This is a genomic window from Pseudomonas fluorescens NCIMB 11764 (assembly GCF_000293885.2).
Classification (GTDB): domain Bacteria; phylum Pseudomonadota; class Gammaproteobacteria; order Pseudomonadales; family Pseudomonadaceae; genus Aquipseudomonas; species Aquipseudomonas fluorescens_B.
In genome coordinates, this window is sequence record NZ_CP010945.1 from 6,371,819 (window position 1) to 6,389,715 (window position 17,897).

Sequence of the window (17,897 nt, forward strand, 5' to 3'; positions counted from 1 at the left end):
CGGGCGGTAGCCACCCCGGCCATGGATGGCCGATGGCGTCGGGCCCACGGAGCAGGACCAGAGCGAGGCACCGAACGAAAGGCGCAAGAGCGCTGGGTTCCTGGGCGCGTTTCCAAGTGACCTGCCGTAAGGGCACAACCAATAGCCGCGGTTACTGCGGAAAAGGATATATCCACCAACAACCGCCGCGAATCAGAACGCGGTAACGCCCCCATCCACTGCCAGCGAATGACCGGTCGTAAACGCAGCACCATCGCTGCACAGATACAGCACTGCACTGGCGATCTCTTCAACCTTGCCAATACGACCCACCGGATGCATGGCGCTGGCGAACTCGCCCTTCTTCGGGTCGGCTTCATAGGCGCGGCGGAACATGTCGGTGTCGATGACCGCCGGGCACACCGCATTCACGCGGATTTTTTTTTTGGCGTATTCGATGGCCGCCGATTTGGTCAGGCCGATCACTGCGTGTTTCGATGCGGCGTAAATGCTCATCTTCGGCGCAGCGCCCAGGCCGGCGACCGAAGCGGTGTTGACGATTGCGCCACCGCCTTGTGCCAGCAACAGCGGCAGCTGGTACTTCATGCACAACCAGACGCCCTTGACGTTAACGCCCATGATCGCGTCGAACTCGTCGACCGTGCCTTCGGCCAGTTTGCCTTTTTCAATCTCGATGCCGGCATTGTTGAAGGCATAGTCGAGACGGCCGTAGGACCTCACCACCTCGTCCATCAGATTTTTTACATCGCTTTCCACGGTGACGTTGCAACGCACGAAGGTCGCTTCGCCGCCTGCCGTGCGAATCAGCGCCACGGTGCCCTCGCCACCAGCCGTATCCATGTCGGCCACCACCACTTTCAACCCTTCGGCGGCGAACGCCTGGGCGGTCGCGCGACCGATACCATTGGCAGCGCCCGTTACGACGGCGACCTGGCCGGAAAACGTCATGCTCATTGTTTTGTCCTCGAAGAGAAGAATGCGGGGTTTCGCTTGCGCCCAGTCTAGCCACAGGCGCTACCGCCACGGCAGCACTATCAGAAGGCCGGTTGGGCGCCCATGAGTTGCAGTGATAGAACCGCCACACTGACTATCACTGCACTGGATCGATGTGCATTCGCCGCATCAGCCAAACTTGCGGGGCGGTCCATGAAGGTCTATCAACAAGACTTCATTCATCTTGAGTGCCTGTCATGACTACCCAGACCAATCGCCAGTTCCTGCTTGCCAAACGTCCGGTGGGCGCGGCTACCCGCGAGACGTTCACCTATCAGGAAGTACCGGTCGGAGAGCCGGCCGCGGGTCAGATCCTGGTCAAAAACGAATATTTGTCCCTGGACCCGGCCATGCGTGGCTGGATGAACGAAGGCAAGTCCTACATTCCGCCGGTTGGTATCGGCGAGGTCATGCGCGCATTGGGCGTAGGCAAAGTCGTGGCGTCGAACAATCCAGGTTTTGCGGTCGGTGACTATGTCAATGGCGCCCTGGGGGTGCAGGATTATTTCCTTGGCGAGCCGCGCGGTTTCTACAAGGTCGATCCGAAACTGGCACCGCTCCCGGTTTATCTGTCCGCACTGGGCATGACCGGGATGACCGCCTACTTTGCCCTGCTCGATGTCGGTGCGCCAAAAGAAGGCGACACGGTGGTGCTGTCCGGTGCAGCCGGGGCGGTGGGCAGTATTGCCGGGCAGATTGCCAAGATCAAAGGTTGCCGTGTGATCGGCATCGCGGGCGGCGCGGACAAGTGCAAGTTCCTCATCGACGAACTGGGTTTTGACGGCGCCATCGATTACAAGAACGAAGATGTCGTCGCCGGCCTCAAGCGTGAATGCCCGAAAGGCGTCGACGTTTATTTCGATAACGTCGGCGGCGATATCCTCGATGCGGTGCTGAGTCGCCTGAACATGAAGGCACGGGTGGTGATTTGCGGCGCCATCAGCCAGTACAACAACAAGGAAGCGGTCAAAGGGCCCGCCAACTACCTGTCGCTGTTGGTGAACCGCGCACGGATGGAGGGCTTTGTGGTGATGGACTATGCCGCGCAGTTCGCCGCTGCCGGACAGGAAATGGCCGGCTGGATGGCCAAGGGGCAGCTCAAGAGCAAGGAAGACATTGTTGAAGGGCTGGAGACGTTCCCGGAGACGCTGATGAAATTGTTCAGCGGAGAGAACTTCGGGAAGTTGGTGCTGAAGGTTTAACGCAGTTACCGAAGTGTCCACAAAAAAATGTGGGAGCGAGACCGGCTCGGCGATAGCGGTATATCAGACAACATTGATGTCGACTGATACTCCCTCATCGCGAGCAGGCTCGCTCCCACATGGGATCTTCAGCGTTTGGTCAGGCGATTTCGGCCACTACGTCTGCCAACGCCTTGGCCGGATCCGCCGCCTGGCTGATCGGACGGCCGATCACCAGGTAGTCGGAACCGGCATCCAGCGCCTGACGCGGGGTCAGGATGCGGCGTTGATCGTCCTGGGCGCTGCCCGCCGGACGAATCCCCGGGGTCACCAGCTGTAACGACGGGTGAGCCGATTTCAAGGCCTGGGCTTCCAGTGCCGAGCACACCAGACCGTCCATCCCGGCTTTTTCCGCGAGTGCCGCCAGGCGCAGCACCTGCTCCTGCGGTTCGATGTCCAGACCAATGCCTGCCAGGTCTTCACGCTCCATGCTGGTCAGCACGGTCACGCCGATCAGCAGCGGTTTCGGGCCGCTGCGCTGGTCCAGCACTTCACGGCAGGCAGCCATCATGCGCAGACCGCCGGAGCAATGGACGTTGACCATCCACACGCCCATTTCCGCCGCAGCCTTTACCGCCATGGCGGTGGTGTTCGGGATGTCGTGGAACTTGAGGTCGAGGAACACTTCGAAACCCTTGTCGCGCAAGGTGCCGACGATTTCCGACGCGCAGCTGGTGAACAGTTCCTTGCCGACTTTGACCCGGCACAGTTTCGGGTCCAACTGATCGGCCAGCTTCAGTGCGGCGTCACGGGTGGGGAAATCCAGGGCGACGATGATAGGAGTCTGGCAGACGGACATGTGCGGGCTCTCAGGCAGGACGAAATCGGCGCGCATTGTAGCGGAACCAGCGCGGCTGCGGGACCCGATGATCGGTAAATCGTCGTCGGCGCTCAGCCAAGACTAGCCCGTTCGCCGATTGTGTCGAGACCGATACACACACGACACGCCCGCAACACCCTTGTCCGCTACCCTCGGCAGCCGCAACACGTCCTTACAGCACTTCCCGCCTCAGGGCCGGACGCCTATGCTGAAGCCACAACCTCGCAGCCTATCTTTGTGGTTGGCAGCCTACCTGGCAGATGAACGCACGCATGCACAGCACCCAAGCCCCCTTGAACGACGATCAAAAAGCGCCCGGCGACGACAAGCGCTGGAGCATTCGCGCGCTGATCGTCGACGATGACGTCCCGATCCGCGAACTGATGATCGACTACCTGGCCCGGTTCAACATCCACGCCAGCGGCGTCACCGATGGCGCCGCCATGCGTCTGGCGCTGCAAGCCGAGCATTTCGACGTGGTGGTGCTTGACCTGATGCTGCCCGGTGAAGACGGTCTGTCACTGTGCCGCTGGCTGCGCGCCGAATCGGACATCCCGATCCTGATGCTCACCGCACGCTGCGAACCCACCGACCGGATCATCGGCCTGGAACTCGGCGCCGACGACTACATGGCCAAGCCGTTCGAACCCCGAGAACTGGTCGCGCGGATTCAGACCATTCTGCGGCGAGTGCGCGACGACCGCACCGAACAGCGTGCGAACGTTCGCTTCGACAACTGGCGCCTGAACAGCGTCCTGCGCCAATTGATCGCGGCGGATGGCCTGGTGGTTCCGCTGTCCAACGCCGAATTCCGCTTGCTGTGGGTGTTCATCGAACGGCCGCGCCGGGTGCTCAGTCGCGAACAGTTGCTGGATGCAGCGCGTGGTCGCTCGATCGAAGCCTTTGATCGCAGCATCGACCTGCTGGTCTCGCGTCTGCGCCAGAAACTCGGGGACGACCCGAAAGCCCCGCAGTTGATCAAGACCGTTCGCGGTGAGGGTTACCTGTTCGACGCCCGAGACATCGGCTGATGCGTGCGCGCTTCGATACGCTGTTCGGCCGCCTGTTTGGCGTGCTGCTGGTGGCGATTATCCTGGCGCATCTGCTCGCGTTTGCCTGGTTTCATCATTACGGCCCACCTCCGCCGCCGCCACCGCCGGAGTTCTCCCAAGGTCTTGACGGACAACGCCCGCCGATGGACCCGCGATTCGACAAGCGGCCACCGCGGCCCTGGTTCGGCGGGCCGCTGGTGCCACTTACATTCCAGCTGATTTCGCTGATCATTGCGGCCTGGTACGGCGCAAAACTGCTGAGTCGGCCGATCCAGCGCCTGAGCGACGCCGCCGAGCGCCTGAGCGAAAACCTCGACAGCCCACCGCTGGACGAGTCCGGCCCACGGGAATCCCGGCAGGCGGCCTACACCTTCAACCTGATGCAAAAACGCATCATCGAACAGATGCAGCAGCGTTCGCGGATGCTCGGCGCGGTCTCCCATGACCTGCGCACGCCGCTGTCCCGGCTCAAGCTGCGACTGGAACAGATCGACGACAACAAACTGCAAGGTCAGATGCGCCAGGATCTGGACGACATGATCAGCATGCTCGACGCCACCCTCACCTACCTGCACGAACAGCGTACCAGCGAGGCCCCGCAATGGATGGACGTGCAGGCGCTGGTCGAATCCCTGAGCGAAAATGCCCAGGACCAGGGTTCTGATGTCCAGGCCAACGGCCACTGCGCACCGTTGCAGGTCCAGCCGATGGCCCTGCGCTCGTGCATCAACAACTTGCTGGACAACGCCCTGCGTTATGCCGGGCAGGCGCAGATCACGCTTGAAGACCATCGCGAACACCTGGTGATTCGGGTGATCGACCATGGACCGGGGATCGCCGCGGATAAACGCGAAGCCGTGTTTGAACCTTTCTTTCGCCTCGAAGGTTCGCGTAATCGCAACTCCGGTGGTGTCGGGCTGGGGATGACCATTGCGCGCGAGGCGGCTGAACGGCTGGGTGGGCAATTGACGCTGGAAGAAACCCGAGGTGGCGGTTTGACCGCGGTTATCCGTCTGCCTCGCACCTGAGCCAGACACAGGGTCTGTGTCTGGCCGCAGACCTGTGTGTAGCACTCGGTACAAACTCCACATACCCACGACAACTTGCTCCCTGACGCTGCATAAGCCGGTGCACCCGCCGGCTTTCCATTCCAGGGAGTGAGCCCAATGATCGGTAGCGTCAGCAACTACACGAGCTATAACAGCACCGCCAGCACCACTACCAGCAGCGCCCGCAGCCAGCAATTCCAGAAAGAACTGCTCGCCAAACTCGACACCAACAGCGATGGCTCGGTGGATCAGGACGAGCTCAAAAGCGCCCTGTCGGAGAAGTCCGATGACGGTTTGCTGGTCAGCCTGAGTAAAAACTTCGCCGACCTGGACAGTGACGACAGCGGCAGCCTGAGCAACGAAGAAATAGCCGCGATGGCGCCTCCTCCGCCACCGCCGCGTGATCAGGCACCGGCCACCGAACTGGCCGATGCGCTGGTCAGTGCTCTGGACGCCGATGGCGACGGCGCCATCAGCGGTGACGAACTGAGCAGCGCGTTGCAGGCCAGCGACAGCACCTCATCGACAAGCACCGACACCAGTGCTGCGTTGTTCAAGGTCTTGGATAGCGACAGCAGTGGCGGCGTCAGCAGCGACGAATTGAACGCTGCCTTGCAGGCCGGTCGCGAGAAAAATGGCGACAGCTCCACCGATCAGGCGAACGTGACGGAAGCGCTGAACAAAATGATCGCCAACCTGAGCAAGCAGTACTCGCTCGACAAGGTGGCGACGGTGGGCAAGTACCTGAACGTGGCGACTTAAAGTCAAAAGTTTCGCGGGCAAGCCCGCTCCCTCAGATTTCGTAGTGCTCACAGATGATGTGTTCACCTCGATCCTTGCGGAAGCGGGCTTGCCCGCGAAGGGGCCATTCGCCTCGACTCAAGGCTTAAGGCTTAAGGCTTAAGGCTTAAGGCTTAAGGACGGCGATCTTCCACCCGCGCCTGACTCTTGCTCCAGTCGGTCAACAGGCTATACGCCACGGCCAACAACGTCGGCCCGATAAACAGGCCGATGAAGCCAAAAGCGATCAACCCGCCAAACACCCCCAACAGCACGATCACCAACGGCAAATTCCCGCCGCGACTGATCAGGTAAGGCTTGAGCACATTGTCGACCCCGCTGATGATGAAGGTGCCCCAGATCCCGAGGAATACTGCCATCCCGTACTCGCCCTTCCAGGCCAGCCAGGCGGTCGCCGGTATCCACACCAACGGCGGCCCCATGGGAATCAGGCTGAGCATGAAGGTGACAATGCCAAGCACCAGCGCGCCAGGCACTCCGGCAATCAGGAAGCCGATCAACGCCAGCACCGCCTGGGCAGCCGCCGTCCCGATCACACCATTCACCACCCGCTGCACCGTACCCGCCACCAATTCGATGTAGTAACCGGCGCGATCCCCGATCAACCGCTGCAGCAGGCTGTGGACAAACGCCGCCAGTCGCGGCCCGTCCCGGTAGAAAAAGAACACGAACACAATGCTCAGCGTCAGCTCGAGAATGCCGCCGCCAATCTGTGCACTGCGCGCCAGCAGCCAGTTACCGACCTGCCCCAGATAAGGTTTGAGCGCCACCATCATTGCCGCGCCTTGCTGATCGATGCTGTTCCAGATCGCCACCAGCCGTTCGCCTACAAGAGGAATACTGCCCAGCCAGGTCGGAGCCTCGGGCAAGCCATCCATTTGCACATCCTTGATGAACGCCGTGGCGTCTCGCACATGGTCTGCCAGGTTGAAACCCAGCCACACCAGCGGCAACGCCACCACCAACATCCAGCCCAGGGTCAGCAATGCCGCCGCCAGGGATTCGCGACCTTTGAGCCAATGGGTCAGCAAACGCATCAGCGGCCAACTGGCGAACGCCAGCACCGCGCCCCAGAACATGGCCGACCAGAACGGGGCCATCACCCAGAGGCTCGCGCCAAACAGCACCAGGAGCAGGATCTGCACCAACAGCCGATCGTTATTGATCATCCGAATCTCGAAAAATGTCAGTTCGCAAAAGAATAGGCGAACGCGGCCAGCGCGTTCGCCTGATACAACTTATCGCAACAGCTCGATGTGCAAGCCAGAGCCTTCGACGCTGCCCGTCTCCATTCGCGCCGACCGTACGCCCTGGCTCATCAATGCCTGACGCCAGGCTTCGGCATTGGGTCCGGAAACGCTGACCCGCAGGGTCGTATCCAGGTTCAGGCCGCGCGAGAGCAAGCGCAGCCAGGTCTCGTCAGGCGCATCGGTCAATTTCGGAAAGTCGAGTTCACCAGTGCTTTTGAGCTCTCGCAACAACGTTGCGGAGGTTGGCAGCAGATCGCCCAGCGGTGCAGCCGCGTCGAACTGTTCGACGTGCAGATAGGCTTTGCGATTGCCGCGAGTGATGCTGTACAGCGCCACGAGGGTGTTGTCCTTTGGCGCGGCCAACCGCAACAGCAGATAGGCCTGCTGATCATCAGCGCCATAGAGCTTGGCATTGCCGAAGACTTCATTGGCCCACAGGCTGCTTTCACCGCAATCACGGGCCTGGCACCAGAACAGCAACTGCGCGTCCTGCTTCTGCAAGGCTTCGCGAGCGATGGTAAACGCTTCGATTGACGAATGCTCCGGTGGCAACTCGTAGGTCACCGAAGTGGTTTGCCCGCGGGCGCTGACCTGGCCGTCGAAACGCAGCTGGCCGCTGATCTTGCGGATTGAACCGAGCGGATAGATCCGCTCGAGTTCGACCGCCGGGCGATAGTCGACGATCTGCGAATCGGTCACCCGCGGCACGATCGGCAGGTCCTGACTGCCCGGCACATCGGCGGCAAACACCAGAGGACTGAAACAACACAGCGCCAGCAGACTGATTGAACGCATGGATAAACTCATCGGATCAGCATGGCCTGGGCACCCTTGATGACGCTGGCATCGTCGATGCGTTCGGGAACGAGCAAACCTCGCTGCACCGCCGGACGCGCTTCCATAGTCGCCATCCAGCCCTGCAGGGCCGTCAAGCCGTCCACGGCGACACCTGACCACTCGTGGCCGCGCACCCATGGATAAGTGGCGATGTCGGCAATGCTGTAATCACCAGCCAGAAATTCCACGTCTTGCAGGCGCGTGTCGAGCACTTCATACAGGCGACGGGTTTCATGCTGATAGCGGTCGATGGCGCCCTGGAGTTTCTCCGGAAAGTAACGGAAAAACACGTTGGCCTGACCCTGCATCGGGCCGATTCCCCCCATCTGGAACATCAGCCACTGCAGCACCACCGAACGCCCCTTGGGGTCCAGAGGCAGCAGTTTGCCGGTCATTTCAGCGAGGTAGATCAGGATCGCGCCGGATTCGAACACGGCAAAATCGCCGTTGGCGCGGTCGACAATCGCCGGGATGCGCCCATTGGGGTTGATCTTGAGGAAGTCCGCGGACTTCTGTTCCTTCTTGTCGAAACTCAAGGCGTGCACCGTGTAGGGCAGGCCGAGTTCCTCGAGCACGATAGAGACCTTGTGGCCATTCGGGGTCGCAGCGGTGTAGAGATCTATCATGGTTGTCTCCCATTTCAACCCGCCCAGCCTCGACAGTTGCCCGGCGCAAGTCAAGGAACGGCGAAGAACCGATTGAAACAGTCTGCGACAAGGTCGGCACCGGATTCGTCATTCAGGTGCAAATGATGACCGCCAGGCAGCTGTTCATGGCTAAAGGGTAGACGCTCCAGCAGCTCGGGATGTTTGGCGAGCATGCCGTCACCCGCGACGACCAGCAGCGCAGGACAGCTGACCCGCTGGACGAAGGCCATGGCCTGTTCAGTGGTCAGACGCAGCGGCGACGGCAGCGTCAGACGGTTGTCGGTCCGCCAGGTGTAGCCGCCCGGCACTGGCATCAAGCCACGCTGGGCCAGCAGTTCGGCGGCTTCGCGGCTGACGGCGACCAGCCCTTTCATGCGCGCTTCGATGGCGCGGTCGAGGGTGTTGTAGACCGGTTTGCGTTTTTCCCGCAGATCCAGTTGCGCTTGCAGGGCCATGCCCATGCGCTCGGCTGCATTTTCGCCTTTGTCTGTAGGAGGAATGATGCCGTCTATCAAGGCCAGATGGGTGACACGTTCCGGTAGCGAACCGGCGATGATCAACGAAGCGATTGCGCCCATGGAGTGCCCCATCAGCGCAAAACGCTTCAAGCCAAGCTGTTCGGCGACTTGCAGCACGTCGTGGGCGTAGTCCCACATTGCATAACCGGCGCCGGGCGGCCGATGCCCGGAATGACCGTGACCGGCCATGTCCAGCGCAATGATGCGCAGCCCTTTGAGCTTCGGCGCCAACCGGGCAAAGCTGTTGGCGTTGTCCAGCCAGCCGTGCAAGGCAATCACCGGCAAGCCGTCTTCGGGGCCAAACAGGTGCGCTGCCAGCTCGATGTGCGGCAGGCTCAGGCGGACTTCTTCAACGACATGACTCATGCGTGATCCTGCTGCCGGCGACCTTCCCAGCGGCTGAACAGGTTTTTCAGCAGCGTGGCGGTGTCCTGTGGGCGTTCGAGGGGAAACATGTGCCCGCCGGGCATGGTCAGGGATTCGCCCAACGGCATGCGCCCGACGGAACTGGCGTGATGGCGCATCACAACCCGACTCTTGTGGCCACGCACCACCGCCAGTGGCACTTTCAGCTGCCGTGCCCGGCCGGGGCTGGTGTGGGGCACGCCACGGTAGATGCTGATTTCCGTGGCAGGGTCGAAACGCAGGCGCAGTTTGTCGCCAACCTTGTGCAGACCGTGTTGCAGGTAAGCGTCGAAACATTCCGGGTCGAAGCTGCGAAACAGGGTTTTTCCAGCGAAATACAATCGGGCAGCTTCCAGATCGGTGAACTCTTCCCGCCGCCCCAACGTCCGACCGGCCGGGGTCAGGCGGTCGATAAAACCGAAGCGCTTGGCGGCACGGATGACCCATTGATCGGCACGGGTCAGCACCGGCGAATCGAGCATCACCACGCCACGATACAGTTCGGGGCAACGCAACGCCGCGTGCAGGTGCAGCACGCCACCAAAGGAATGGCCCACCCCCCACACCGGTTCCGGCTGCTGCTCCAGGTGATGAATCAGCTCGTCCACCAGGTTGCTCCAGTTGTCGTCCGCCGGGAAACGCGGGTCGTGGGCGTGCTGCTGCAAGTGCGCGACCTGATACTCAGGCGCCAACGCCGTGAACAACTTGCCGTAGGTTCCCGAGGGAAAGCCATTGGCGTGGGCGAAAAATATCTGCTGCGACATACCGGCCGATCCATCAACGAAAACAGAGCTCGATTGTCCGCAAGCCCGCCGGGATCCGCAATGACTGTAACTGCCAGGAATGATGACAGTCGCGCCATGCCTATAACCCCTGTTCTTGCCTGTACCTGTTATTTCTGACAGTTGACTATCGGGCCCCATGACGAGGATAAAAACGGAATCGCCAAACCTCAGACAACGCCCGCCATGACTCATGCAAACACACCCGCCATCGAAGTGATCGACGCTCGGAGACTGGGCGTGCGCGAAGTGGCGTATCACCGGCGCGACGGTGCGCAAGCGCCGGAAAGCTGCATCACCCAGCAGATCCACAGCGTTGCCGGGCGTGCAGTACTAAGCCGCGATCCACGGCTGTTTCTCTTGCACCTGGAAGGCCGGTCGGCAGCCAATCAACTCAATGTGGTCAGTTTGTCGGGGGCCGTGCTGCTGTCCGAAAACGGTGATGCTGGATGGCGTCTGGGATTGCTCGGCGAAGATGGGCAAGGCGTTGAGGGTTGGGATCAGAAGCTCAGTCAAAGCCAGGTGCGTTACGACGGGCAACGTCGGCCAATCGCCGCATTTGAAAGCGCCCACGGTGGACCACAACGTTGCATCGCGAGGTATGCCTATGCCGACAACAGCGCCGATGAATCACATAACCGGCGCGGTCAGTTGATTCGACAGGACGACACCGCAGGTTCTTTGCGCTTCATTGAATTCGGCCTCGCCGGCACGCCGCTGGTACACAGCCGTACGTTTGTCGACGATCCGCTATGGTCCGTGGACTGGCCCGAAACCGAGGACGAGTGCGATGCTTTTCTTGAGGATGAATCCGCTGTCACCCGCATTCACTGCAATGCGGCAGGCGAGCCGGTCAGGCAGACCGATGCGAAAGGCAATGTTCAGGCATCCAGTCAGAACTGCGCCGGCGAGCTGAAGGAAATCCGCCTCACGCTGACCGGGCAGACCAAAGAAAATACGCTGGTCAGCGACATCCAGTACAACGCCTTCGGCCTGGTCGAACACCAACGCGCAGGAAACGGTGTCATTTCGTGCGCGACGTTTCGGCACGAAGATGGCCGACTTGACCGGCTGAAAGCATACGTGGAGGGCCAGCCAGCCCTGCAACAGGTGACCTACGAGTATGACGCGGTGGGCAATATTGTTTGTCTGACGGATGCTGCCAATCTGATTCACTATCACCGCAACCAGCGAATCGAACCCACTGATCGCTACCGCTACGACAGTCTCTATCGACTGATAGAAGCCAGCGGCCGGCAGCTTCGCAACGCCCCAGGCGGGCCGCAATTACCGGCCTTCCAGCCCGTTCCGGATCCGGGGCAACTGGAAAACTACACACGCCTCTACTCCTACGACAAGGCCGGCAACCTGGAGGTCATGCAGCATCAGGCGGACAGTGGAAACCGTACCGAACGCACGGCCATCGCCCGTTCCAATAATCGCAATCTGCCGCAAAAAGCCAATGGCGAGCTGCCCGACGAGAACGAGATTGCCGCCGGTTATGACGTCAACGGCAACCGCACCAGTCTTCAACCGGGACAAGGTCTGCGTTGGGATCCGGGCAATCGGTTGCGCCAGGTAGACCAAGTGGTGCGTGAGGATGAGCCAGACGACATCGAGTTTTACCTCTACGACGGCAGCGGCCAACGCCTGCGCAAAATCCGCCAGGCCTACACCGGCACATTGACCCGTACGCACGAAACCCGCTACCTGCCGGGTCTGGAAATTCGTACGTCCCCTGACGAAATTCTCCACGTCATCACGGTCAAGGCCGGGCGCGGCACGGTGCAGGTGCTTCATTGGGAGAAACGACCAGCATCAGATATTCCCCAGCATCAGCATCGCTACAATTTCACCGATCATTTGAACTCCAGCACCGTCGAGGTGGATGGAGCCGCCAGACTGATTGCATGGGAAAGCTACTATCCCTTCGGCGGAACCTGCTGGTGGGCCGGGAGGAACAAGCTGGAAGCCAGTTATAAAACGATTCGTTATTCGGGGCAGCAACGGGATGCCACAGGGCTGTATTACTACGGGTATCGTTATTACGTGCCGTGGTGCCAGCGGTGGCTGAATGCGGATCCGAGTGGTGTCGTCGATGGGTTGAACCTGTTCGCCATGGTCCATGGCAATCCGGTGGGGCACGTCGATCTTCAAGGATTGATCACGTCAAATCAGGTGACTGGCGCAGCAGCGGCATCGTTCGGACGAGATTTTTCAGCCTCTCTTGTTGGCGGTTTTGTTCGATGGGGAACGGCAATGGGAATTGCTGAATTGGCGAGCAGTGAAACGGAGGGCTCGGATGGCCGAAGTGTCGATCCTGGTGTCAACCTCGCCATGACGGTGCTGGGCACCGGTGTAGGAGCGATGGCTTGGGGATCCATGGGGATGGGGGCAGGAAGCCAAATGGCGTCCCGTTACACAAACAATCGAACCACTCAACGGGTGGCAGCAGGCCTGGGAGGGTTGGTGGGAGCAGTGTTTGGAGGCGCTATCCCTCTTTATGCATATTGGAGTGATCCGGGCGAATTGAACACGACCGCAATCGCTTTCATTACTTCTGCATCGGGGAACCTCACGAGAGAGGCTGCCCAGAGAACGAACGCGGAACTGGGCCCGCGAGTGACGTTGCCACCCTCCGCACTTAGCGCGTTTTTCCGTGCATTGGTTTATGGATCCGCACTGTTCGGCACAGGAGCAGCTCGAGCCGAAACGTCGGCCGTGGTAGGACTGTTCATCAGTGCTACCGTCGAAGGTATCGACGCAGCTTCCACCATCACAATCAATGCGTTTTTGGGCGGAACCTATACCCGGGGAACAAATCGACTGCAAGTGCCAAGGCTTTGGGAGTTGATGTACGGACTCTTTACCCGTACAGCCGCAACGAGTGTTACAGCTTCGCTGACGTACTTATCATCACCGCTGACTGATTCTATAACGAACCCCAACCTCACTATGGGGTTGCAGAGCACCTTGAGCGCGTATACCACCGTTCGAACATTGCTAGGTCAGCATGTGCAGCGCGGCACCGCTGAACTGTTCCAAATTGGTGACGGTGACTTCACTCTGGACAACTTCACCCCGGCGATCGGTGAGAGCTACCATCCCGATCTGCCCAACGGCCATGACATTCCCATGACGATCAGACACAGAGGCTCGTCGAGTTAATGACCAGCCCATCCCGTGTGGATCCGCAGGTTATTTTCCTGGCGGCGTGTCCCCCAACGCCACCACCGCCATGGTCAACCGCGACACACAACTGGCCTTGCCCTCATCGCTGGTCAGCCGTATATCCCAGACATGCGTGGTGCGCCCGATGTGAATCGGCTTGGCCACCGCAGTCACCCGCCCGCTGCGCAGCCCACGCAAATGGTTGGCGTTGATTTCCAGGCCCACGCAGTAAAACTTGCTCGCGTCGATGCACAGATAGCTGGCCATGGAGCCGACGGTTTCAGCCAGCACCACCGAGGCCCCGCCGTGCAGCAGGCCGTAAGGCTGGTGGGTACGGTGGTCGATGACCATGCTCGCCGTCAGCGACTCTTCATCGAAGGCTTCGAAGCGGATATCCAGCACTTCGCCAATGGTGTTTTTCTGGATTGCGTTCAACTGCTCGATGTTGGGAGTGGTACGCCACAAACTCATTGCTGACATCCTTTGTTGGTTTTATTGGTGGTTCAATCCTGCCACAGCACCGCTTCGCTGCGCTCGCTCCATTCTTCGAACCGGGTACCGTAAGCCGCTTCGATCACGTTGCGCTTGATCTTCAGGGTTGGCGTCAGGAAGCCGTTTTCCACGCCCCAGCTGTCTTTGACGATCACAAGACGGTGCAGGCGCTCATGCTTGTCGAGCGCGTGGTTGACCTCCTCCAGCAGTTTTTCCAGGCTTGAATGCAGACCGGCGCGCGCGCTTCCGTCCGCGTCCTGCTGCCCCATCGCCGAGAGCACGCACAGTCCCAGCGGCGCGCTCAAACCGTCGCCGACCACGCACACCTGTTCGATCCGAGAATGGACTGCCAGGCGGTTTTCAATCGGTGCCGGGGCCACGTATTTGCCTTTGCTGGTCTTGAAAATCTCCTTCAGCCGTCCAGTCAGGCGCAGGTTGCCTTCGGCGTCTTGCTCGCCCTTGTCACCGGTCCGCAGGAAGCCGTCCGCCGTAATCGTGTCGGCGGTTTTTTCCGGTTCCTTGAAATACCCGAGCATGGTCGCGCCGCTGCGCACCATGACCTCGCCCGATTCGGCGATCCGCACTTCAACCTCTGGGCAAGGCTTGCCAATCCAGCCAGGCTTGTTTTCGCCGGGCCGGCCGATGTGGGAATAACCGCAGCTTTCGGTCATGCCGTACACCTCCAGAACGTCCAGCCCGAGCTTTCGATACCACAGCAACAAGGTCTGCGGCACCGGTGCCGCGCCGGACAGCGCGACGCGCAAGGCGTCCAGCCCAAGCCCCACGAGCACTTTGTGCCCTACCCGCTTGCCGATGAGGGGCAGTCCGAGCAGGAACTCGAGGCGTTTCGCCGGGATCTTGCTGTACACGCCCATCTGGAACTTGGTCCAGATGCGTGGCACACCGAACAACGCAGTGGGCCGCGCGCGCCGCAAATCGGTCAGAAACGTATCGAGGCTCTCGGCGAAGAACACGGTTTGCCCGGTATAGATCGAGGCCAGTTCAACGAACATTCGCTCGGCCACATGGCACAGCGGCAGGTACGACAGCAGCCGATCCGACTCATTGAGGCCGAACAACTGCGTGCCGCGGGTGGTGGCGAAGCCCAGATTGCCAAAGCTGTGCATCACGCCTTTGGGCATGCCGGTGGTGCCGGAGGTGTAAATGATGGTCGCCAGTTGGTCGGCGGCAGGTGTCGGGTTGTCCTGGATCGGTGAACAGGCTTGCAGGTCGGCCCAGCTGAAATCGAAGCTGCCCGGCGGATGCAGTGGCAGGCTGATGGTCGGCAGGTCGGGGCTGACGCCGCGGGACATGCCGGGCCAGTCATCGAGTTTGCCGATAAACGCCAGCGCCGCTTCGGAGTGTTCGAGGACTTGCGCGACGGATTCGGCGGTGAGGTTCGGGTACAACGGCACCGAGACGTGCCCGGCCATCCAGATCGCCAGGTCGGCGATGATCCAGTGCGCACAGTTTTTCGAGATCAGGGCGATGTGGCTGCCTTGCGGCAATTCCCGCGCGCGCAGCCAGTGCGCGGCGCAACGGGCCTGGTGACCGACGTCTTCCCAGGTCAGGGTTTCGACCTGGCCTCCACCCACCGGTTGAACCAGAAAGCGCTGACGGGGATGACGGGCCTCACGTTCGTAAAAAACGTCCAGCGGCAAACGAAAAGCAGCAGACATGCGACTCGCTCCTGTGTTTTTTGTTCTGGAGCAAGCGTAGTCAACCAAGCGGTTGCTTGGTTGACTATTTCACACAAAGAAACAAACAAACGGCGCGACCCCGAGGGAGCTTGCTCCCTCGCCGCAGAAACCTCTTCTGCCTGCCGCTACGGGTGCTTGATGCTGTTGAGCTTCATCGCCCCGGCCTGTGGCGAATCCCCTTCCAGCTCGGCGAGACCGGCGGTGGCAACCCTTTCCGGATCTTGCACATGACCGTGTTGCAGATAGCCCAGCAAATTCCCTACCAGCGGGTTGTGACTGACCAGCAGCGCGTGATCTACAGACACCAACTGTTCAGCCACTGCTTGCGGGCGGCTATCGGGAGTCAGCCAATCGACGGTGCGAATCTCCGGCGCGAAATTCAACGCTGTACGCACGATTTCTGCAGTCTCCTGCGCTCGCAGGTATGGACTGGCATAGATCGCGGTCAGCGGCTTGCCGGCCAACTCGGCGGCGGTGCGCAACACTTCTTTACGGCCGTGGTCGGTCAATGCCCGCTCGGAATCAGGACCTTTGCCATGTGGCTCGGCCTCACCATGACGCAATACCCAGAGTTTCATAGCTTGGGTTCCTCATCTCGGGCCGGATGCGGCGCAGGTGCCACGACGTGTGGCGCTTCACCCTCCGGCGTACGCGGCGTCGGCCAGTCGGCGAACGGCCAGGGTTTCTGGTCGCTGTGGAACGTGCCGAAACGACCGATCTGCGCCAGGAACTGGCTCAGGCTGTCGCCGAAATTCATCAGGCTGGCGCTCGGGGCGCCATAAAACAAACGATAGACCAGTTGCACCAGCACCACGGCGCCGAGGATGAATTGCGCCACCTGCCAGACCAGCAGGAAGACAATCATCCACAACACCCGCAGCAGGATGGATTCGTATTGGGCTTCTGTTTTCGGCTCGTTCATGTCTCGCTCTCCCTGATGAATCAGTTGAAACCACTGGTGGAAATAAAGTCGACGTCGGTTTTCGGTTCGCCGCGCATCAACAATTCAATCACCTGATTCAGCGTGCGCCCTTCGAACAGAATCGCGTGCAGCCCGGCGACCAGCGGCATGTAAACGCCCACTTCATGGGCCTTGGCCTTGAGCACTTTCAAGGTATTCACGCCTTCCGCGACTTCGCCCAGGCGCGTTACCGCATCTTCCAGGCTCAAACCTTGACCAAGGGCGAATCCGACCTGGTAATTGCGGCTTTTCGGCGACGAACAGGTCACGATCAAATCGCCCACGCCCGCGAGCCCCAGGAACGTCATCGGGTTGGCACCCTGATTCACCGCAAAGCGGGTCATTTCCGCCAGCGCCCGGGTAATCAGCATGCTCTTGGTGTTTTCGCCCATGCCCAGCGCCACCGCCATGCCGGCGATGATCGCGTAGACGTTTTTCAGCGCCCCGCCCAACTCCACGCCGAAGCGATCGGCGCTGGCGTAAACGCGAAAGGTGCGGCCGTGCAGCGCTTCCTGAACCCGTTGGCAGAGTTCTTCGTCTTCGCTGGCGACCACAGTGGCGGTCAGTGCGTGCTCGGCGATTTCACGGGCCAGGTTCGGCCCTGACAGCACGCCGATGCGCGCTTGCGGGGCGATCTCTTCGAGGATCTCGCTCATCAGTTTAAACGTGTGGGCTTCGATGCCCTTGGTCAGGCTGACCAGCAGCTTGCCGCTCAAGCGTTCGGCGTGCGGGGCCAGTACCGAGCGCAGTGCGCTGGACGGCAGCGCAACGAAGCACAGGTCGCAAGCGTCCAGCGTGGCTTGCAGGTCAGTGACCGCTTCCACTCCGGGGAGAATCTTGATGCCTTTGAGGTAACGCGGGTTTTCGCGATTGACCCGAATGGCTTCTGCCTGTTCAGGGTCACGCATCCACTGCCGGACCTGATGCCCGTTCTCGGCCAGCAGGTTAGCCACGGCGGTACCAAAACTTCCGCCTCCCAGGACCGCAATCGGGCGCTGTTCAGTCATATGCAATCCGTTAATCCATACCAGTGGCGATGCCGGCATTATACGGAGCGGCCCAGTGGCGGCCAGCCCCCGCGTCAATTACCGGCACTTGTCTGAAGAAGACCAATAAATCCGAGGAAAATGCCGTCATCGTGACTGGAAAAGTCGACCGGCTCGGTTAACATGCGCGCC

At 60.6% G+C, this 17,897-nt stretch carries 17 protein-coding genes; 5 read left to right on the forward strand and 12 right to left on the reverse strand.

Features of this window, described 5'->3' with window-relative positions:
* Positions 1-192 precede the first annotated feature (192 nt).
* A complete protein-coding gene (locus B723_RS28960) occupies positions 193-954 on the reverse strand; it encodes an SDR family oxidoreductase (protein WP_017340145.1) in 762 nt (253 codons plus the stop codon).
* Positions 955-1,190: 236 nt separating this feature from the next.
* Here B723_RS28960 and B723_RS28965 point away from each other — a divergent pair, with 236 nt between their 5' ends.
* Positions 1,191-2,195 (forward strand): NADP-dependent oxidoreductase, encoded by a 1,005-nt coding sequence (locus B723_RS28965; protein WP_017340146.1) that lies wholly within the window; start codon positions 1,191-1,193, stop codon positions 2,193-2,195.
* A 139-nt stretch (positions 2,196-2,334) separates the two neighbouring features.
* Here B723_RS28965 and pyrF read toward each other — a convergent pair whose 3' ends face one another.
* Positions 2,335-3,033, reverse strand: a complete 699-nt coding sequence (gene pyrF, locus B723_RS28970) for an orotidine-5'-phosphate decarboxylase (RefSeq protein WP_008029289.1) — start codon at positions 3,031-3,033, stop codon at positions 2,335-2,337.
* A 293-nt stretch (positions 3,034-3,326) separates the two neighbouring features.
* Here pyrF and B723_RS28975 point away from each other — a divergent pair, with 293 nt between their 5' ends.
* From B723_RS28975 to xopAW, 3 genes are all read left to right on the forward strand, one after another.
* Positions 3,327-4,085, forward strand: a complete 759-nt coding sequence (locus B723_RS28975; protein WP_017340148.1) for a response regulator — start codon at positions 3,327-3,329, stop codon at positions 4,083-4,085.
* Positions 4,085-5,134, forward strand: a complete 1,050-nt coding sequence (locus tag B723_RS28980) for a sensor histidine kinase (protein WP_017340149.1) — start codon at positions 4,085-4,087, stop codon at positions 5,132-5,134. The genes B723_RS28975 and B723_RS28980 overlap by 1 nt, the downstream gene beginning before the upstream one ends.
* Positions 5,135-5,272: 138 nt before the next feature.
* Positions 5,273-5,917, forward strand: a complete 645-nt coding sequence (xopAW, locus tag B723_RS28985; RefSeq protein ID WP_017340150.1) for a XopAW family type III secretion system calcium-binding effector — start codon at positions 5,273-5,275, stop codon at positions 5,915-5,917.
* A gap of 152 nt (positions 5,918-6,069) precedes the next feature.
* Here xopAW and B723_RS28990 read toward each other — a convergent pair whose 3' ends face one another.
* From B723_RS28990 to B723_RS29010, 5 genes are all read right to left on the reverse strand, one after another.
* The gene (locus B723_RS28990; protein WP_017340151.1) at positions 6,070-7,125 is read right to left on the reverse strand and encodes an AI-2E family transporter; all 1,056 of its coding nucleotides are present in this window, start codon (positions 7,123-7,125) and stop codon (positions 6,070-6,072) included.
* Positions 7,126-7,194: 69 nt separating this feature from the next.
* Positions 7,195-8,001 (reverse strand): DUF4892 domain-containing protein, encoded by an 807-nt coding sequence (locus B723_RS28995; RefSeq protein ID WP_017340152.1) that lies wholly within the window; start codon positions 7,999-8,001, stop codon positions 7,195-7,197.
* 8 nt (positions 8,002-8,009) lie between these two features.
* On the reverse strand, positions 8,010-8,669 hold the full coding sequence (locus B723_RS29000; protein WP_017340153.1) for a glutathione S-transferase family protein: 660 nt from the start codon (positions 8,667-8,669) through the stop codon (positions 8,010-8,012).
* A gap of 50 nt (positions 8,670-8,719) precedes the next feature.
* On the reverse strand, positions 8,720-9,574 hold the full coding sequence (locus B723_RS29005) for an alpha/beta hydrolase (protein ID WP_017340154.1): 855 nt from the start codon (positions 9,572-9,574) through the stop codon (positions 8,720-8,722).
* Positions 9,571-10,377: an alpha/beta fold hydrolase gene (locus B723_RS29010; protein ID WP_017340155.1), complete on the reverse strand. Its 807-nt coding sequence runs from the start codon at positions 10,375-10,377 to the stop codon at positions 9,571-9,573. The genes B723_RS29005 and B723_RS29010 overlap by 4 nt, the downstream gene beginning before the upstream one ends.
* A gap of 204 nt (positions 10,378-10,581) precedes the next feature.
* Here B723_RS29010 and B723_RS29015 point away from each other — a divergent pair, with 204 nt between their 5' ends.
* Complete coding sequence (locus B723_RS29015; RefSeq protein WP_017340156.1) at positions 10,582-13,563, forward strand: RHS repeat-associated core domain-containing protein; 2,982 nt, start codon at positions 10,582-10,584, stop codon at positions 13,561-13,563.
* 30 nt (positions 13,564-13,593) lie between these two features.
* Here the strand turns inward: B723_RS29015 and B723_RS29020 are convergent, their stop codons facing one another.
* The 5 genes from B723_RS29020 to B723_RS29040 form a co-directional block, all read right to left on the reverse strand.
* A complete protein-coding gene (locus tag B723_RS29020) occupies positions 13,594-14,037 on the reverse strand; it encodes a hotdog fold thioesterase (RefSeq protein ID WP_017340157.1) in 444 nt (147 codons plus the stop codon).
* 32 nt (positions 14,038-14,069) lie between these two features.
* A complete protein-coding gene (locus B723_RS29025; protein ID WP_017340158.1) occupies positions 14,070-15,737 on the reverse strand; it encodes an AMP-binding protein in 1,668 nt (555 codons plus the stop codon).
* 146 nt (positions 15,738-15,883) lie between these two features.
* Positions 15,884-16,336, reverse strand: coding sequence for a phosphohistidine phosphatase SixA (gene sixA / locus B723_RS29030; protein ID WP_017340159.1), 453 nt, complete (start codon positions 16,334-16,336; stop codon positions 15,884-15,886).
* Positions 16,333-16,680: a DUF4389 domain-containing protein gene (locus B723_RS29035; protein WP_017340160.1), complete on the reverse strand. Its 348-nt coding sequence runs from the start codon at positions 16,678-16,680 to the stop codon at positions 16,333-16,335. Before B723_RS29035 ends, sixA begins: the two co-directional genes overlap by 4 nt.
* A 20-nt stretch (positions 16,681-16,700) precedes the next feature.
* On the reverse strand, positions 16,701-17,726 hold the full coding sequence (locus B723_RS29040) for an NAD(P)H-dependent glycerol-3-phosphate dehydrogenase (protein WP_017340161.1): 1,026 nt from the start codon (positions 17,724-17,726) through the stop codon (positions 16,701-16,703).
* Positions 17,727-17,897 lie beyond the last annotated feature (171 nt).

Excerpts from the sequence above, each read along its gene's own strand:
- B723_RS28960 (WP_017340145.1), bottom strand. The coding sequence starts at position 954 with ATGAGCATGACGTTTTCCGGCCAGGTCGCCGTCGTAACGGGCGCTGCC.
- B723_RS28965 (WP_017340146.1), top strand. The coding sequence starts at position 1,191 with ATGACTACCCAGACCAATCGCCAGTTCCTGCTTGCCAAACGTCCGGTG.
- pyrF (WP_008029289.1), bottom strand. The coding sequence starts at position 3,033 with ATGTCCGTCTGCCAGACTCCTATCATCGTCGCCCTGGATTTCCCCACC.
- B723_RS28975 (WP_017340148.1), top strand. The coding sequence starts at position 3,327 with ATGCACAGCACCCAAGCCCCCTTGAACGACGATCAAAAAGCGCCCGGC.
- B723_RS28980 (WP_017340149.1), top strand. The coding sequence starts at position 4,085 with ATGCGTGCGCGCTTCGATACGCTGTTCGGCCGCCTGTTTGGCGTGCTG.
- xopAW (WP_017340150.1), top strand. The coding sequence starts at position 5,273 with ATGATCGGTAGCGTCAGCAACTACACGAGCTATAACAGCACCGCCAGC.
- B723_RS28990 (WP_017340151.1), bottom strand. The coding sequence starts at position 7,125 with ATGATCAATAACGATCGGCTGTTGGTGCAGATCCTGCTCCTGGTGCTG.
- B723_RS28995 (WP_017340152.1), bottom strand. The coding sequence starts at position 8,001 with ATGCGTTCAATCAGTCTGCTGGCGCTGTGTTGTTTCAGTCCTCTGGTG.
- B723_RS29000 (WP_017340153.1), bottom strand. The coding sequence starts at position 8,669 with ATGATAGATCTCTACACCGCTGCGACCCCGAATGGCCACAAGGTCTCT.
- B723_RS29005 (WP_017340154.1), bottom strand. The coding sequence starts at position 9,574 with ATGAGTCATGTCGTTGAAGAAGTCCGCCTGAGCCTGCCGCACATCGAG.
- B723_RS29010 (WP_017340155.1), bottom strand. The coding sequence starts at position 10,377 with ATGTCGCAGCAGATATTTTTCGCCCACGCCAATGGCTTTCCCTCGGGA.
- B723_RS29015 (WP_017340156.1), top strand. The coding sequence starts at position 10,582 with ATGACTCATGCAAACACACCCGCCATCGAAGTGATCGACGCTCGGAGA.
- B723_RS29020 (WP_017340157.1), bottom strand. The coding sequence starts at position 14,037 with ATGAGTTTGTGGCGTACCACTCCCAACATCGAGCAGTTGAACGCAATC.
- B723_RS29025 (WP_017340158.1), bottom strand. The coding sequence starts at position 15,737 with ATGTCTGCTGCTTTTCGTTTGCCGCTGGACGTTTTTTACGAACGTGAG.
- sixA (WP_017340159.1), bottom strand. The coding sequence starts at position 16,336 with ATGAAACTCTGGGTATTGCGTCATGGTGAGGCCGAGCCACATGGCAAA.
- B723_RS29035 (WP_017340160.1), bottom strand. The coding sequence starts at position 16,680 with ATGAACGAGCCGAAAACAGAAGCCCAATACGAATCCATCCTGCTGCGG.
- B723_RS29040 (WP_017340161.1), bottom strand. The coding sequence starts at position 17,726 with ATGACTGAACAGCGCCCGATTGCGGTCCTGGGAGGCGGAAGTTTTGGT.